The organism is Devosia sp. P3_B2, assembly GCF_056402875.1.
On sequence record NZ_JBFUGO010000001.1, the window covers coordinates 171474 to 186693 of the forward strand.

Genomic DNA, 15220 nt, shown 5'->3' on the forward strand with positions numbered 1-15220 from the left:
CGGCGGCAGCTATGATATACAGGATCTATATGTGTATCATAAAGGTGCCAAATGAAGATTTCGAAATGGGGAAACAGCCTTGCGGTCCGCATTCCCATGGATGTGGCCAGCAGGCTCGGTCTCAAGGAGGGCGACGAGGTTGACTTTCGGCCTTCCGATATCAACGGGATCGAACTGCTGCGGCTTGCCTCGCGCCGCGAGCGCGTTGAGCGACTGCGGGAGATCCTGAAGGATCGTCTGCCAGAGGACTATCGGTTCAATCGCGAAGAAGCGAATGCCAGGCGCTAGCTTCCTCGATACCAATATCCTCGTCTACTTCTCGATACAGGCTTCCACGCGGTCGGGCCGAGCTGCAGAAATCGTGGAAGCGGGCGGAAACGTCAGCGTCCAGGTGCTCAACGAGTTTGCCAACGTCGCGCGCTCGAAGATGCGGATGGACTGGGACGAGATTTCCGAAGCAGTGGACTTCATAAGCAACCTGCTTCAGGTACATCCGCTGACCGTCGACACTCACCGTCGGGCGCTGGCCTTGGCCGAGCGCTATATGCTGCATTTTTATGATGCCACGATCGTTGCATCAGCCCTCGAAGCCGGTTGCACCACCCTCTATTCCGAAGACATGCAGCACGGCCAGTTGATCGCTGGCCGCCTGCACATCGTGAATCCGTTCAGTTAGGCCGCGACCGGTGCCGGGCCGCCGAACAGGCCGATGACAACGCCCTGGACGATCAGCACGCCGAGCAGGTAGCCGCCGTCGATCAGGGTGAGGCTCCATTTGGCGCCCTGGTAACGGTGGTTGAGGATCATCGAGGTGATGACAAAGCCCAGCCACATGTGGACGCCGCAGAGAATGCCGGTGGTGACATTGGTGGCGTCGAAGATCACCGGGGTGAGCAGGGCGATGAAGTAGGCCATCACCAGTTGCACCACGACCGACCAGGCATAGGGCGTCCAGTCGGCCTGGTTGATGTCTTCGCGGCGCTTGCCCTGGGCGGCGAGCCACTGCTTGGACAGCGCCATGTACCAGACGAAGCCAAGCGCCATGCTGGCGACCATGGCGACGACCACCGCCAGCCAGTTCACTGCGAAATGCGTCATAGTTGTTCCCCCTCAGCCGCCAGGTGCGGCAAGGGGATTCTACGGTGATTTGCCCGCGTTCGCCAACGAAGCCGGGGGCGGCACGCACCAGGTGTAACGGCGCCTACAACCCACCCATCTTGCAGATCAGCTTCCACTCGGCCTCGGTGACCGGGCCGACGGAGAGGCGGGAGAGCTTCACCAGCGCCATGTTGGCGAGTTCGGGGGTCTTCTTGATGGTCTCGAGCGTCACCGGCTTCGGGAGCTTTTTCACCGGCAGCACGTCGACGCATTCCCAGACGATGTTGCCCTTCTCGTTCGGCTCGGCGGTCGAATCCTTGTGGGCGAGAGCCACGACCTTGATGATGCCGACGATCTCCTTGCCGATGTTGGAATGGTAGAAGAACGCCTCGTCGCCGAGTTGCATCGCCTTCATGTAGTTGCGCGCGGTGTAGTTGCGCACCCCATGCCATTCCTCGGGGACGCCGCGGTTCACTACGTCATCGTAGGAATTGACGTCCGGCTCGGATTTCATCAGCCAGTAGGCCATTTTCAGCGTCCCGCACTCTTGTTGATGGTCAGCGCCCAGCGGCTGATCTCGTAGCTCTGGAACACGCCCTCCTTGATAAACGGATCCTGCTCGTAGAGCGAGGTGGCGGTGGCGAGATCCGGGGCCTCGATGACCATGAAGCTGCCGGTGGCCTTGCCTTCCTCGGTCTGGAATGGGCCCGCGATCACCAGCTTGTCGCCGAGGTTGTCGAGGTGCTTCAGGTGCTCGGGGCGGACCGCCATGCGGTGCTCGAGGCCATCGGGCTTATCGGTGGCGACGATCGAGTAGAACGGCATCAGTCTTCTTCCCTCTTGAGCGGCCGCGACATGAGGCCGGCGACGATAGCGGTGATCGAGGTGTTGCCCTCGATCAGCAGGTTTACCGCATCGATCAGCGGGGCGTCGATGCGCAGTTGGTCGGCGAGCGCCTTCGCCACAGGGGCGGTCAATACGCCTTCGGCGAGGTCGGTGCCGGCCGGTTCGCCGCGGCCGAGGCTGACGCCGTAGCGGTAGTTGCGCGACTGGGTCGAGGTGCAGCTCAACGTCAGGTCGCCGAGGCCGGCAAGGCCCGTCAATGTCGAGGCGCTGCCGCCCATGCGGACGACCAGCCGGGTGAGTTCGGCAAAGGCGCGAGCAAGCAGCGCCGAGCGGGCCGAAGCCCCGAGACCGGCGCCGTCGMCGGCGCCGCAGCCCAGCGCGTAGACATTCTTCAGGGCGCCGGCGAGCTCGACGCCGAGGCGGTCGTCGGCGGCATAGAGACGGAAGGTGGGGCCTGCGAGTGCGGCCGCCACGGCGGAGGTGGCTTCAGGGTCGTCGCCGGCGAGGGTGACGGCGGTGGGACGACCGGCCGCAACGTCGGCGGCAAAGCTCGGGCCGCTCAGCACATAGGGAATGGCGGTGGGGGAGACTTCGGCGAGGACTTCGCTCTGGCGTTTCAGCGTGCCGTGCTCGAGTCCCTTGGCGGTAAGGACGACAGGCAGATGGGCCAATGCCGCGGCGATCGGCTTGAGGGCGGCGCGGCTCGCCTGCGCGGGGACCGCCAGGATGACCAGGTCGGCGTCGGGCAAGATCAGCGATCCGGTGACGCGGCTCGACAGGGTTTGCGCACCGAGATGGGCGCTGTTGCGATGGTTGCGGTTGATGTCGTCGATCACCGCCGGATCGCGGCCGACCAGCGTCACCTGCCGGCCGGCGATGGCTGCGGCTTGTGCGAGGGCGGTGCCCCAGGCACCGGCGCCGACGATGGCGACGCGGTCAAGCCGCATGGGTCAGGCCCATGTCGGCGCTGTCGAGCGGCCAGCGGGCCTTGGCAGAGAAATCCAGCGCGTCGGCCGCTCCGAGCGCCAGCCGTTCGGCCCCAGCCCAAGCGACCATGGCGCCGTTGTCGGTGCAAAGCGGGATGGGCGGGATGACCAGCGTCGCGCCGGCCTTGTCGGCAGCCTCGCGCAAGGCCGAACCGATCGCCTTGTTGGCGGCGACACCGCCGGCGACGACGAGGCGCAGCGGCTGCCCGGGCAACTCCGTGGCGTATTTCTGCAGCGCAGAGCGGGCGCGGGTGGCGACGATCTCGGCCACGGTGCGCTGGAAGCTGGCGCAGATGTCGGCGACGTCCTGGTCGGTCAGCGGCGCATGCTGCTCGGCGGCGAGGCGGACGGCGGTCTTGAGGCCGGAGAAGGAGAAATCGAGCCGGTCCTCCTTCAGCAGCGGGCGTGGGAAGTTGAAGCGGCGTGGGTCGCCCTTTGCCGCCATCTTCTCGACTTCCGGGCCGCCGGGGTTACCGAGACCGAGCAGCTTTGCCACCTTGTCGAAGGCTTCGCCCAGCGCATCATCGATGGTGGTGCCCCAGCGCTCGTAGTCGCCGACGCCGCGGACGAGGACAAACTGGCTGTGCCCGCCGGAGACCAGCAGCATCAGGTAGGGGAAGGCGAGACCATCGGTCAGCCGCGCGGTGAGCGCATGCGCCTCGAGGTGGTTCACCGCAATCAGCGGCTTGCCGAGCGCCGCGGCGATCGCTTTCGCGGTGGTCAAGCCGACCAGCACGCCACCGATCAACCCGGGACCGGCCGTGGCGGCGATAGCGTCGACCTCGCTCAGTTCCATCCCGGCGGCCTTGGCGGCGCGTTCGATGATGTGGTCGAGGTAGCTGACATGGGCGCGGGCGGCGAGTTCGGGGACGACACCGCCATAGGGCGCGTGCTCTTCGAACTGGCTACGGACGATGTTGCTGAGGATCGTTGCGTGCCCTCCGGCATCGCGCTCGACAATCGAGGCGGCGGTTTCGTCGCAGCTGGTTTCGATGCCGAGCACTCTCATCAAACTTGTCCGCTACCTATCTAAGGGGTAAGCCCAGCCCGGCTTTGGCCTACAATAGGTATGAACTGAAATGCAATCGGCCGCGTTCCTTCGCATCGGGACCAGGGGCTCGCCGCTGGCGCTGGCCCAGGCACAGTTGACGCAGCGGCTGCTGGCCGAGGCGCATGACGTGGCGCCCGAGCGGATCGAGATCCGCGTCATCACCACCAGCGGCGACAAGCTCACCGACCGGCCGCTCAGCGAAGCCGGCGGCAAGGGGTTGTTCTCGCGCGAGATCGAGGCGGCGCTTGACGCCGGCGAGGTGGATCTCGGCGTGCACTCGAGCAAGGACCTAGCGTCGTTCCTGCCCGAAGGGCTGATGCTGGCCGCGTTTCTCGAACGTGAGGATGTGCGCGATGCGTTCGTGTCGCTGCAATACGGGAGCGTTGCCGAACTGCCCGAGGGAGCCAAGCTCGGCTCCTCGTCCATCCGGCGAGCGGCGCAGATGCTGCGGTTGCGGCCGGACCTCGAAGTCGTGCCGTTCCGCGGCAATGTCGACACGCGGCTTGCCAAGCTGGCGGCGGGCGTGGCGGATGCGACGCTGCTCGCGGTGGCCGGGCTCAACCGGCTGGGCAAGGCGGACAAGATCACCGCCTATCTCGACCCACTCGAGTTCCTGCCGGCGCCGGCGCAGGGCGCCATCGGCATCGAAATCCGCGAGAGCGACACGCGGACGGCTGAGCTGGTGACCGTGCTGAACCACGCCGCCACGGCAACCACCATCGCGGCCGAACGTTCGCTGCTCGCAACGCTCGACGGATCCTGTCGAACCCCGATCGGCGCGTTTACCGAATTGAATGGGGTTTCGTGCAGGTTGACCGCCGAAATCCTCAGCCCGGATGGACGCGAGTTCTATCGCGGCACGGTGGAGGGTGCGGCGGCCGATGCCGCCAAACTCGGAACGCAACTGGGTGCGAGGCTGCTGGAACAGGCCGGGCCGGAATTCCAACGGCAATTCAAAGGATAGGCGCGTAACTTGAAGATGCTCGTGACCCGGCCAGACCCCGACGCGAGCGATACCGCCGCAAGGCTGGGTGCGCTCGGTATCGAGGGCGTGGCGTGCCCGCTGCTGGTGCACCAGACGCTCGAGGTGGGCCTGCCGGATCCCAAGGGTTTTGCCGCGATCGCAGTGACCAGCTCCAATGCGCTGCGGGCGCTCGATGAGCGCGGGGTGCTCGCCCGATATCTCGAGCTACCGCTCTACGCCGTAGGCAACCGCACCGCGGCGATGGCGCGCGAACTCGGCTTTGCCGAGGTGACCAGCGCGCAGGGCGCCTTCGCCGATCTCGCAGAGCTTCTGGTCCATGCGCCGCTCGTCGGGCCGATCTTCTATCCGGCCGCGCGCGATATGTCGGCCGATCTCGGCAAATCGCTGGCGCCGTTCGGGCGGATGGTGATCACCGCAGAAGTTTACGCGATGAACCCGGTAGTGACGCTGCCCGAGGGCATGGTGGGACGGCTGGGCGACGGCGAGATCGAGGCAGCGCTGTTCTATTCGAAACGTACGGCGCAGACCTTCGTGCGCCTGGTGGAGCGCGATCTCGACAGGTCGCTGCGCGCGCAGTTCGGCGTGCTTTGCCTGTCCGAGGCAGTTGCCGCGCCACTGCTCGATGCCCATTTCGTGCGGGTCGGGCTGGCCGACCATCCCAGCGAAGAGGCGATGATGGGGCTTGCCTTGTCGTTTGCGCGCGACCAAAACCCATGATGACCGGAACAATCGAGGAATTGCCGCATGGCTGAACGCAAGTCGGGGCCCGTCAAGCCGCCGGTCATCGAGCTGAAGGCGCGGGAGGCCGAGAAGCCGGCTGCCGCAACGACGGCGCGCGGCAAGGCGGCCGAGGCTGCGGTAGAAGCCGCAGCGGAGGCGATCCCTGAGGCGGCTGAAGAGCCGGTACGTCCGGCGCCCCCACCGCCCCCACGTCCGCAGGCGCGACTGGCCATGCCGTGGAGCGCCATATCGATCGCGGCTGTGGCTGGCGGGCTGCTTGGTGCGGGCCTGGTCTATGGGCTCGGCAACTGGCTGCCGCTGCCCGACCAGCGGCCGGTGATCGCCGATCCCGCGGCGCGGCTCGATGCGACGGACAGCAGCCTCAGCGAGATCGAGACGCGCCTTGCGGCGCTGGAAGAGCAGGGCAAGCGCACCCAGGTCAGTCTTGATGCGACCATCACGCAGCTCGATGGCGGTTTGAACGAGGTGCGGCAGTCGATCGCGGCGTTGCCCGCCGCTGCCGCGCCGGTGGACCTGGCGCCGATCGAGGCGCAGTTGAAGGGTCTCGAGGACCGGGTGACGGCGATCGGCGCCGGCGCCTCGACAGCCGATGCGACCGCGCTGGCCGAGACCATCCGCACGATCGAAGCGGGGATCGCCGAGTTGCGCACGCAGCTGACGACTCTGGACCAGCGGGTTGGTGCCACCGACGGGGCGATCACCACGCTCAAGGGCGAGGTCGACGCGACGCAGACGGCGATTTCGACACAGAACCAGACGCTGGGCGGAGCGGAGATCGGTCCGGCGGTGCGGCTGCCGCTGGTCGTGTCGGGGCTCGAAAACGCCATCGGCAACGGCCGGCCGTTTGCGGCCGAGCTCGCAGGATTGAAGGCGCTGCTGCCGGACCTGACGGTGCCGGGGGCGGTCGAGGCGGCCGCCGCTGAAGGGCTGCCGCGCCCCGACGCTGTGGCGGCGCGGTTTACCGCCGAGGTGCCGAACGTGCTCGCCGGTCGTGCCGCAGTCAGCAGCGGCGACATGGGCGAGGATGCGCTCGAGTGGATGAAGGGGCTTCTGGCCCTGCGTCCGGTGGGCGAGGTGCCGGGGGATAGTCCGGAGGCGATCGTTTCGCGGCTCGAAGGCGCAGTCGGACGGCATGATTTCAAGGCCGCCGCCGAACTGCTCGGGCAGTTGCCGCCGGCCATGCAGGCCGGCGCCGCGACTGCCGGACCAGATATCGTCAAGCTTGCCGCAGCGGAAGACTTCATGACCGAGTTGCGTAGCCGGGCCCTAGCTCCGACGGCGGAGGCCACTCCGTGATACGGCTCGCCTACTGGCTCATCGTCAGCCTGCTGGTCACCGCGGGCATCGCCTGGTTGATCGGCCTGCCGGGGACGCTCACCATCGAGTTCCTGGATTTCCGCATGCAGCCGCGGCTGGGCGTCGCCGCCTTCCTCGCGGTGGCGGCAGTGGTGCTGATCATCCTCATCTGGGGCATCGTCAAGCGCATCATCGCGGCGCCCTACTACATCGCTCGGCAATCGCGGGAGCGGCGGAAGGATGCCGGCTACATGGCGCTGTCGGACGGGTTCATTGCGCTGCAGGCCGGTGACGCCAACCGGGCGCGGCAGCTGGCGCGCGACGCTCGCGGAAACCTGCCGCGCAACGCGGCGGCCCAACTGCTCGAAGCCCGCGCCGACCTGGCGCTGGGCGACATGCATTCGGCGCGCGAGCACTACCGGGCGCTGATCACCAATCGCAAGACCGCGCTTGCGGCCCTTTCGGGGCTCTACGACCAGGCGCGGCAGCAGGGGCGGCCCGACGCTGCGCTGACCTTCGCGCAGAAGGCCATCGACATCTCGCCGCAGGCGCCGTGGGCGCGCGAGGCGGTTTTCGACGACCTCACCCGCAATGGCCGCTGGGACGACGCCTACCGGATGATCGCCGATGAGCAGGCGGTGACGCGCGAGGAAAAAACCCGCAAGCGCCGTCGCCAGGCCGTAGTCGAAGCGGCGCGAGCCCAGCTCGCCGAAGGCACCGACCCGCATGCGGCGCTGGAGCACGCGCTGTCGGCGCTGAAGCTGCAGCCGGATTTCGTGCCGGCGGCGCTGATCGCGGCGCGCATCTACTCCAACCGCGGCGAGGCACGGCGGGCGATGAGCCTGCTCCGCCGGGTGTGGCGCGCCACCTCGCACCCCGATATCGCGACGCTGTTCGCCAACTCGGTGCCCGGTGTGTCCGCGGTCGACCGGCTGAAGCGGGTCAACGAGCTGATCGACACCCCGCCGCCCAACAAGGCCAGCGCGCTGGTGCTGGCGCGGGCGGCGATCGATGCCTTCGACTGGGTGGTCGCCCGGCAGGCATTGGCTGGCTACTCGAACGCCAACCCGTCGCAGGCGGTGTGCCTGCTGATGGCCGAGATCGAGGACGGACAGTCCGGCGACAAGGGCAAGGCGCGCGACTGGCTGAACCGGGCGGTGCGGGCGCCGCGCGATCCGGTGTGGACCGCCGACGGCATTACCGCCGAGGAGTGGGAACCGCTGTCACCGGTGACCGGCAAGCTCGATGCGTTCGAGTGGCGGGTGCCGACCAGTGCCGTGGCGACGCGCACCGGGACGACACCGGCGCTGCCCGAGAGCGCGCCTGCACCGGCGCCGGCTGAGCCCGAAAAGCCACAGGGCGGGCCGCTCACGCTCCCTGAGGGGTAAGCGGCGAAAGAGCGTGTCTGTGCTCTCTTGCGCGTGACAGCGCTCGCTTGTATTAGACCCCGCATCGGCGCGTCGCTCGCGCCGATGAAGCCGCTTTAGCTCAGTTGGTAGAGCACATCATTCGTAATGATGGGGTCAGGTGTTCGAGTCACCTAAGCGGCACCACTTCCCCCTCCAGCTACAGCACCGTGACCTGGAACAACCGGACCAGGATTTGCTCCTGATCGAGCTCGTCTTCCAGGCGATCGCGGTACTCGCGCCACCAGACCGTATCCACGTCGCGCACCATCACCTCGAAAATGGCGATGCGATCGTGCACAGCTTCGCCTTCGGACGGTTTCCAGGCTCCATCGGCGGGCGACTGCAGGAAGGCCGTAACCCCGCCGAGATGGTCGGTGAGTTCGGCCTTGGTCCGTTCGAAGACACTCGCGGGCACTGCCGATCCATCCGGCATCTCGAGCGGCAGGTAGATTTGAACGACGAACATCGGGCCACCTCACGGGTCTCGTTGGGCCTGCCGAGCGCCATCGACGCTCTTCAGCCAGTGCTCGCGCCGGATCGTCCAGCCCTCGCGCGAAGGGCGCAGGTCGCTGGGGGCGGCGTCCAGCGAGCCGATGCAGATCTCTGCATGATCGGCGCCAAGATGAAACAGCCGCGAGCCGCAGACCGAGCAGAAGCTCCTTCCCTCGAAGGTCACGAAGTCCCCGGCGACGCTGAACTGGTCGCGTGGCCAATCCGCGTAAGCAAGAAAGGCCGAACCGGTCTCTTTCCGGCAGTCGGTGCAGTGGCATAGCCCGACCACCTCGGGCTCGCCCCGGACTTCGTACCTCACCGCGCCACAGCGGCATCCGCCAAATCTGATTGCTGCGTCCATCTCTGCCTCCTCACCGAGGCACAACACCGGACGGTGCATCGGGTTCATTATGCTCGCGGGCGCTCTCGATCGGCATTCGTCAGGGCGGGACCATGCCCGCCCGATAGTCGCCGGGGCGTCCCGATTGGCTGATCTGTCGCAGGAACCCATCTGTGGCTCGCGACTTCTCCTCCTGGGCACACCAAAGCTTAGGAGCTAGAAAAATGAAAAGACTTCTCCTTGCCTCAGTGGCAGTTCTCGCGCTCGGCACAGGCTCGGTCCTGGCGCAAAGCGATGCCGGAGCAGCAGTCGGCGGCACGGCCGGCGGCGTCAGCGGCGCTATTGCCGGCGGGCTGATTTTCGGACCGATCGGTGCCGTCATCGGTGGCTTCACCGGAGCTGTGATCGGCGCCAGCGTGGTCAGCGACGCCTCGGTTGACTACGTGCGGTTGCATCCCACCGAGCCGGTGGTGATCCAGGGCGATATCGAGGTCGGCTACGTCGTGCCGGATGATATCGAGCTGCACGTGATCGAGGGTGACCCCGACCACGGCTATTTCTACACCAACGACCGCGTGTGGTTCGTCGATCTGGGCGATCGCACCGTCGTCTATTCGCCAGGCGTAGTCGTCGCGGCCAAGGAGTAGTCCGCCGTCATCGGCTGACGAACGAAGCCCGCCCGGTACGTCCGGGCGGGCTTATTGCTGCTTGCGGCGATGGCCGCGATCGGGCGACAAGACGCGGGTCAAGGAGAGTCACCCAATGGTAGCGACCAGCGAGATTGCCAAACTGAAGCGCGAGATCGCGACGTTGCGGGATATCGTGGGCCAGAGCCGGCCGGGGACCAAGAACCCGATGAGTCCGACCGAGCGCCGGACGCTCAAATCGGAGATCGACCGCTGCATCCTCGAGCTCGACGAGCTCAGGGGGAAGCTGGCGCAGTAGGGTTCAGTCGTCTTCGACGACGGTATCGGGCCGGTCCGTGCCCTCGGCGATCTCCTGGTGCCAGGTGCCGCGCGAATCCTCGTACTCGATGCCGTCAGTGGTGCCGGCGACCCGCTGGCGGCGTGCGGCCGACTCGGCTGCCTCGTGTGCAGCGGCATGCGTCTGGAACGTCTCGGAGAGGACGTCCCCGACCTTGTATGCCCAGCCGCCATCATGCTGGACGACTTCGTATTTCACGGTGCTCATGGCGGCCGCTCCTTGGTTGCACTGGATATGTAGGGTGCGCCCGCCATTATGGCGAGAGCGTGCCGCACTCGATCGCAAGGAGCTGTCGGTTGGCGAGGCTCAGCCCTTGGGCTGCGGGCCGGGGCCGCGGCGATAGACCCTGAGCTCGATCACCGAGGGCACGTGCCACTCGAGCGACAGCATGACCGGGCGGCCGGCGGTGTCGTGATCGACCTGCCGCAAATGCTGCAGCGGGGTGCCGACGGGAACGTCGAGGATCTGCGACAGCTCGGCATCGGCAATCACCGGAGCGAGCACCGCACGCGCGTGATCGACGTCGTGGCCTCGGTCGGCCAGCAACTGGTAGAGCGAACGGCCGAACGCCTTGAGGTCCCTTTTGGCGTCGGCGATATCGGTCGGCAGGCTGTCGACCGAGTAGATGGCGGCCTTGCCGTCGGCGCTGCGCACACGGCGCACCACCACCACTTCGGCGCCCGCGGCGAGGTTGAGCGCGGTGGCGACGGCCTCGTCGGCTGGGACGCGCACGGCGTCGAGTACCCGCTTGGTGACGCTGAGACCCGTGCTCTCGAGGTATTCGGTGTAGCTGAAATTGGTGTCGAGCGAATTGCGCAGCTTCGGCCCCGCCGTGACGAACGTGCCGGAGCCCTGGCGCCGGATGACATAGCCGTCCTCGATCAGCCCGCGCACCGCCTCGCGCAGGGTGATGCGGCTCACCGCATAGCGGGTGCACAGCGCATCTTCGTTGGGTAGTTTCGAGCCGGGGGGGAACTCGCCCTCGATGATGGCGCGCCGCAGTTCGGAGCGGACAACGTCGGGCAGCAGCGGGCGCGTTCTGGTTTGCGTCATGTGTGCGTCCTGGGGGATCTCGGCGCGGCGATGCTGGCAGTAGATAGAGGTTGGGCGTCGCATGTCCACTGGGGCTTTGGGCGCAGGACGGGTATCCCCAAGGGAAGTTGAACGGCCGGTGACGTTGCGGTGCGGCCCATAAATCCGGCATGGTGGCAGCGACGTGACGCGGCGAGTGGAGCCGGGAATGAACTACGATGCGGTGGTGTGGTTGCTGGTTGGGCTCGGGGTCGGCGTGGCCGCCAGCCTGATGCTGTTGATGGGCTATTCGGCGCTCGAGCGCGGGCGGCTCAGCCGCCGCCTGCGCCAGGCACGCGCTGCGGCGCCGGTGGCGGCTGCTGCGGTAACGTCGATGCCGGTACGGGTGGCGAGGCCGCCGATGGCCAGGCCACAGGCGGCGAAGGTCGAAGCCGAGAAGCTGGAGGCGAAGCGCGAGGAGCCGGCGAAGCTCGAAGCGAAACCAGCGCCGAAGCCGGAGGTCGCGACACCGGCGGCAGTGGCAACGGAACCGGCGAAGCCCAGCGGCGTAGTGGTGGCGTTCGCGGCGACAAAGCCGGTCGAGCCGAAGCCGCCGGCGGTTCCGATTGCGCCGCCTGGCGCGGCCGAGAAGCCCGCTGCCAAGGCGCCGCCGGTCACACCTCCTGCGCCGCGCAAGGTGCAAAGCGTCGAGGCGATGTTCGCGGAGGCGTTCGCCAACGACAAGCTGCCGGGATCGAAGCCCGAGGAAAGCCCGTCGAAGGACTAGCGGTTGCGGTAGATGATCAGCGTCAGCGCGCCGACGGCGAGGGAAAGGCCGCCAAGCAGCCGGCTGTCACCGATGCTGAGGCGCAGGTAGGGCAGCCACTGGTGATACCACGGGAACAGAAAGATCAGGGCAGCGAGCAGGATCGCTGCCAGGCCGACGGACCGCATGTTGCCCCTCCGCTGTTTGGCGGAAACACATCTGATACAGCCGGTGACGCCTCTTATGTTCCGGTTCGGACAGTATCCGCCGGAATTGTTAACGGAAATTGATGGCACTTCCGGGAGCAGCTGGGAGCCGATTCGGAGATCAAGGCCTTGATCCACGCGAAGTAATCGCGTTCGGCCCAGCGCGTCGTGCTGTTGACCTGCCGCCGATCACTAGAAACTGAACTCTGCGACAGGCAACCCGGCCGCCGGCCGGGCGTTTCTTCTCCAAATGGCGCGGGGCACGACTTCGCGCGGCCAAAGGAGACGTCATCATGCACAAGGCAGAACTCGATCGCCTGCTGGAAAAAACCGTCGCCGACGCGCTCGGCGTGCGGCTCCCGGCACACCGTCGCGCGCAGGCTCCCAAGGCACGCCACCATGCCAAGGCGCCCCGCCGCCACAAGGAAAACGTGCGGGAACTGCATCCTGCATGATTGGACTTTCCCCCGGCCTCGTCTAGATTCCTCACCGCTTGATGGGGAGTCATGACGATGGAGGGGGTGCCGGCGGCGGAGATCGCGCGCTTTCGCGCACTCGTCATCGGAACGTTGCCGCAGTTCGCGGGCGGCAATTTCGTAACTCTCACCGGCGGCTGGGACAGCGTTGCGCTCGAGTGCGACGGCTGGATCTTCAAGTTTGCCCGCAATCCGGAAGCGGAAGCGCGGCTAAGGCGCGAAGTGGCGCTATTGGCGTTCCTCAAGCCGCGGGTCACCATGCCGCTGCCGCAGATGGTGCTGCATGAAGGGCCGGTGCCGTTCTCGCAGCATCTGAAGCTACCAGGCTCATCGCTAGAAACCGCAGAATACCTGGCGCTCGACGAAGGACGGCGGAACGCTTTGGCCACGCGCATGGCGCAGCTCTATGCCGAGTTGCACGTGCTGCCGCTCAACCGCATGCAAGCGGTGGGGGCAACTGGCGTCGATCCGTGGATGGGGCCCGACGAGATCGTCGCCGGGGCCGAACCGAAGCTGCCACGCGGCTACAAGGGGTTCCTGAAGCGCACCGTCGCGGCGTACCGGAAGCTCAGCATCGAAGGCGACGAACTGATCTACGGCTATTTCGACGGTCATGGCTGGAACATGGCCTTCGATCACCAGACCGGTCTGCTCAACGGCGTTTACGACTTTGCCGATTCCGGCTTCGGCTCCCGCCACCGCGACCTCAGCTATTCGAACTGGATTTCGGCCGACCTCACGCTCCGGATCATCGAGCGTTACGAGGAGTTGGCGCGCTTCCCGGTCAAGCGTGAACTGGTGATGCTCTACACCTCGGCCCTGCGACTGGCCGAGCTTGCCGAGGGGTTCCTGCCCGAGGAGAAGGCCATCGCCAACGTCACTGACTGGGTGGCGGAGCTGAAGCGGATCGGTTTTGCGAGCCACTAGACCGGCATTTCCGGCCACGTAGCAGGCAACGATGCGCGCCACTCGAGTGTAAATCGAGAAAAGCTTTTCCTGATCCCTTGCGCATGACATCAAAACGTGCGACCAAGCCGCGAGAAAAGCTTTTCCTGATCCGTAAGCCCGCCAGCAAGTGCCGGTTGCGGAGACAACAGGTGAACAGCTTTTCCTCGCCGTTTCCGGGAGGAGCCCTGCGTGTCGCGGGGACCGGAGGGCGTTATCGGCAGAGGGAGGAAACCGATATGAATTTCAAGAGACTAGCAATGGGTGCGGTGGCTGCAGCCGCCTTGCTCGCAGCGATGCCGGTGTCGGCATGGGCCGCAGACCTGCAGATGTGGGAGCGCACCGGCGGCAACGCGTCGATGGTGGACGAGCTCGTTCGCGCATGGAACGAGAAAAATCCAGATCGCAAGATCGTGCTGACCTACATCGACCATGCTGAAATGGTCCCCAAGCTCGCCCAGGCCATTGCCTCCGGCGAGGTTCCGGACCTGATGGGCATGGACCTCATCTATGGCCCGCAATTCGAAGCGGCCGGCCAACTCGAGGACATCACCGAGCTCACCAAGGACTGGACGGAACTGAAGACCGCCAGCCCTGGCCACGTTCAGGTGTCGACCTATGACGGGCACCTGTACGGTGTGCCACTCTACGCCGACGTGTCGGTGCTCTACTGGAACAAGCTGCTGTTCAAGGAGGCTGGCCTCGACCCCGAAGTCGGTCCCAAGAGCCTGCAGGACATTCACGACATGGCCGCCAAGGTTACCGCGCTCGGTAACGGTAATTACGGCTACTACCTCGCGGGCAACTGCGCGGGCTGCAACATCTTCACCTTCGGCCCGCTGATCTGGGCTTCGGGTGGTACGATTGAGCCCAAGGATGCCGCCGATGAGCCGCTGACCGGCGAAAACCTGCCCAAGGTGCTCGAATGGGCCCGCATGATGCACAATGAAGGGCTGATCAACCCGGCCAACCAGTCCGAGAACGGCAGCACCTTTGCCGAGCAGTTCGGCACCGGCAAGGTGGGCATCATGGGCACGGGTAACTTCAATCTGTATCTGCTGAAGGAGCAGAACCCCGAGCTGTTCAACGGCAACGTGGGCATCACCTTCCTGCCGGGCATCGAGCCCGGGACCACGGCATCGTTCGCTGGTGGCGACATCGTGACGATCCCCAAGGGATCGAAGCGCGTCCAGGACGCGGTGGACTTCATGAAGTTCATCCTCAGCGACGAAGTGCAGGTCGAGAGCTATGCCAAGCTCCTCAACCTCACGACACGCGGCGATATGGCCAAGAACAAGTACTTCGACGAGAACCCGCTGGTGCAGAAGATGGCAACGGCGCTCGACGTGGCGCGTACCCCGTACACGCTCAAGTTCTTCGAGCTGATCAACTCGCCGCAGGGCCCGTGGCTGCAGATGCTGCAGCGCGTCTACTACACTGACGATCCGATCGACACCATCATCGCCGACGCCAAGGCGCAGATGAAGGCGATTGCAGCGGAATAGGCCTTCCGGTCGTCCCTCCCGGGGCGGTGTGGGTCGCGACGCTCCCGGTGGGGGCGKCGCGGTTCCCTCAGAGGTCGTTTCCC

The 15220-nt window shown here is 66.1% G+C and carries 22 protein-coding genes and 1 tRNA gene; 13 read left to right on the top strand and 10 right to left on the bottom strand.

The window, feature by feature from the left end; translation table 11 throughout:
• The first annotated feature begins 51 nt into the window (after positions 1–51).
• Together AC1DV8_RS00870 and AC1DV8_RS00875 are read left to right on the top strand one after the other, a co-directional pair.
• A complete protein-coding gene (locus AC1DV8_RS00870; RefSeq protein WP_477148326.1) occupies positions 52–288 on the top strand; it encodes an AbrB/MazE/SpoVT family DNA-binding domain-containing protein in 237 nt (78 codons plus the stop codon).
• Positions 275–676, top strand: coding sequence for a PIN domain-containing protein (locus tag AC1DV8_RS00875; RefSeq protein ID WP_477148325.1), 402 nt, complete (start codon positions 275–277; stop codon positions 674–676). The genes AC1DV8_RS00870 and AC1DV8_RS00875 overlap by 14 nt, the downstream gene beginning before the upstream one ends.
• Here the strand turns inward: AC1DV8_RS00875 and AC1DV8_RS00880 are convergent.
• From AC1DV8_RS00880 to tsaD, 5 genes are all read right to left on the bottom strand, one after another.
• Positions 673–1098: a DUF1761 domain-containing protein gene (locus AC1DV8_RS00880; protein ID WP_477156131.1), complete on the bottom strand. Its 426-nt coding sequence runs from the start codon at positions 1096–1098 to the stop codon at positions 673–675. The genes AC1DV8_RS00875 and AC1DV8_RS00880 overlap by 4 nt on opposite strands.
• A gap of 103 nt (positions 1099–1201) precedes the next feature.
• Entirely contained in the window at positions 1202–1627 is a 426-nt protein-coding gene (locus tag AC1DV8_RS00885; RefSeq protein ID WP_477156132.1) for an EVE domain-containing protein, read from the bottom strand.
• 2 nt (positions 1628–1629) lie between these two features.
• Entirely contained in the window at positions 1630–1923 is a 294-nt protein-coding gene (locus tag AC1DV8_RS00890; protein WP_477148322.1) for a YciI family protein, read from the bottom strand.
• On the bottom strand, positions 1923–2891 hold the full coding sequence (locus tag AC1DV8_RS00895; RefSeq protein WP_477156133.1) for an NAD(P)H-dependent glycerol-3-phosphate dehydrogenase: 969 nt from the start codon (positions 2889–2891) through the stop codon (positions 1923–1925). Before AC1DV8_RS00895 ends, AC1DV8_RS00890 begins: the two co-directional genes overlap by 1 nt.
• On the bottom strand, positions 2881–3939 hold the full coding sequence (gene tsaD, locus AC1DV8_RS00900; RefSeq protein WP_477156134.1) for a tRNA (adenosine(37)-N6)-threonylcarbamoyltransferase complex transferase subunit TsaD: 1059 nt from the start codon (positions 3937–3939) through the stop codon (positions 2881–2883). The genes AC1DV8_RS00895 and tsaD overlap by 11 nt, the downstream gene beginning before the upstream one ends.
• Before the next feature lie 70 nt (positions 3940–4009).
• On the opposite strand from tsaD, the gene hemC reads away from it, so the two are divergent.
• The 5 genes from hemC (at position 4010) to AC1DV8_RS00925 (ending at position 8556) form a co-directional block, all read left to right on the top strand.
• Positions 4010–4945 carry a hydroxymethylbilane synthase gene (hemC, locus tag AC1DV8_RS00905; RefSeq protein WP_477156135.1) on the top strand — a complete coding sequence of 312 codons (936 nt, stop codon included), beginning with the start codon at positions 4010–4012 and terminating at the stop codon, positions 4943–4945.
• 15 nt (positions 4946–4960) lie between these two features.
• Positions 4961–5683, top strand: a complete 723-nt coding sequence (locus AC1DV8_RS00910; RefSeq protein ID WP_477156379.1) for a uroporphyrinogen-III synthase — start codon at positions 4961–4963, stop codon at positions 5681–5683.
• A gap of 27 nt (positions 5684–5710) precedes the next feature.
• Positions 5711–7003 (top strand): COG4223 family protein, encoded by a 1293-nt coding sequence (locus AC1DV8_RS00915; protein WP_477156136.1) that lies wholly within the window; start codon positions 5711–5713, stop codon positions 7001–7003.
• Positions 7000–8391 carry a heme biosynthesis HemY N-terminal domain-containing protein gene (locus AC1DV8_RS00920; protein ID WP_477156137.1) on the top strand — a complete coding sequence of 464 codons (1392 nt, stop codon included), beginning with the start codon at positions 7000–7002 and terminating at the stop codon, positions 8389–8391. The genes AC1DV8_RS00915 and AC1DV8_RS00920 overlap by 4 nt, the downstream gene beginning before the upstream one ends.
• A gap of 89 nt (positions 8392–8480) precedes the next feature.
• A tRNA-Thr gene (locus tag AC1DV8_RS00925) sits at positions 8481–8556 on the top strand.
• A 13-nt stretch (positions 8557–8569) separates the two neighbouring features.
• Here AC1DV8_RS00925 and AC1DV8_RS00930 read toward each other — a convergent pair.
• Together AC1DV8_RS00930 and AC1DV8_RS00935 are read right to left on the bottom strand one after the other, a co-directional pair.
• Positions 8570–8878 carry a hypothetical protein gene (locus AC1DV8_RS00930; protein WP_477156138.1) on the bottom strand — a complete coding sequence of 103 codons (309 nt, stop codon included), beginning with the start codon at positions 8876–8878 and terminating at the stop codon, positions 8570–8572.
• 9 nt (positions 8879–8887) lie between these two features.
• Positions 8888–9265 (bottom strand): GFA family protein, encoded by a 378-nt coding sequence (locus AC1DV8_RS00935; RefSeq protein WP_477156139.1) that lies wholly within the window; start codon positions 9263–9265, stop codon positions 8888–8890.
• Between the two features lie 203 nt (positions 9266–9468).
• Between AC1DV8_RS00935 and AC1DV8_RS00940 the strand changes: the two genes are divergently transcribed.
• Complete coding sequence (locus tag AC1DV8_RS00940) at positions 9469–9891, top strand: DUF1236 domain-containing protein (protein WP_477148314.1); 423 nt, start codon at positions 9469–9471, stop codon at positions 9889–9891.
• 115 nt (positions 9892–10006) lie between these two features.
• Positions 10007–10189, top strand: a complete 183-nt coding sequence (locus tag AC1DV8_RS00945) for a hypothetical protein (RefSeq protein ID WP_477156140.1) — start codon at positions 10007–10009, stop codon at positions 10187–10189.
• A gap of 3 nt (positions 10190–10192) precedes the next feature.
• Here the strand turns inward: AC1DV8_RS00945 and AC1DV8_RS00950 are convergent, their stop codons facing one another.
• A complete protein-coding gene (locus tag AC1DV8_RS00950; protein ID WP_477156141.1) occupies positions 10193–10435 on the bottom strand; it encodes a DUF2188 domain-containing protein in 243 nt (80 codons plus the stop codon).
• A 99-nt stretch (positions 10436–10534) separates the two neighbouring features.
• On the bottom strand, positions 10535–11281 hold the full coding sequence (locus AC1DV8_RS00955; RefSeq protein ID WP_477148311.1) for a GntR family transcriptional regulator: 747 nt from the start codon (positions 11279–11281) through the stop codon (positions 10535–10537).
• A gap of 187 nt (positions 11282–11468) precedes the next feature.
• Here AC1DV8_RS00955 and AC1DV8_RS00960 point away from each other — a divergent pair, with 187 nt between their 5' ends.
• On the top strand, positions 11469–12026 hold the full coding sequence (locus AC1DV8_RS00960) for a hypothetical protein (RefSeq protein WP_477156142.1): 558 nt from the start codon (positions 11469–11471) through the stop codon (positions 12024–12026).
• Here the strand turns inward: AC1DV8_RS00960 and AC1DV8_RS00965 are convergent.
• Entirely contained in the window at positions 12023–12193 is a 171-nt protein-coding gene (locus tag AC1DV8_RS00965) for a hypothetical protein (RefSeq protein ID WP_477156143.1), read from the bottom strand. The two genes, AC1DV8_RS00960 and AC1DV8_RS00965, sit on opposite strands and share 4 nt — an antisense overlap.
• 311 nt (positions 12194–12504) lie before the next feature.
• Between AC1DV8_RS00965 and AC1DV8_RS00970 the strand changes: the two genes are divergently transcribed.
• From AC1DV8_RS00970 to AC1DV8_RS00980, 3 genes are all read left to right on the top strand, one after another.
• The gene (locus AC1DV8_RS00970) at positions 12505–12666 is read left to right on the top strand and encodes a hypothetical protein (protein ID WP_477148308.1); all 162 of its coding nucleotides are present in this window, start codon (positions 12505–12507) and stop codon (positions 12664–12666) included.
• A gap of 51 nt (positions 12667–12717) precedes the next feature.
• Positions 12718–13614 (top strand): phosphotransferase family protein, encoded by an 897-nt coding sequence (locus AC1DV8_RS00975; protein ID WP_477148307.1) that lies wholly within the window; start codon positions 12718–12720, stop codon positions 13612–13614.
• Positions 13615–13871: 257 nt separating this feature from the next.
• The gene (locus AC1DV8_RS00980; RefSeq protein ID WP_477156144.1) at positions 13872–15137 is read left to right on the top strand and encodes an ABC transporter substrate-binding protein; all 1266 of its coding nucleotides are present in this window, start codon (positions 13872–13874) and stop codon (positions 15135–15137) included.
• The last annotated feature ends 83 nt before the right edge of the window (positions 15138–15220 follow it).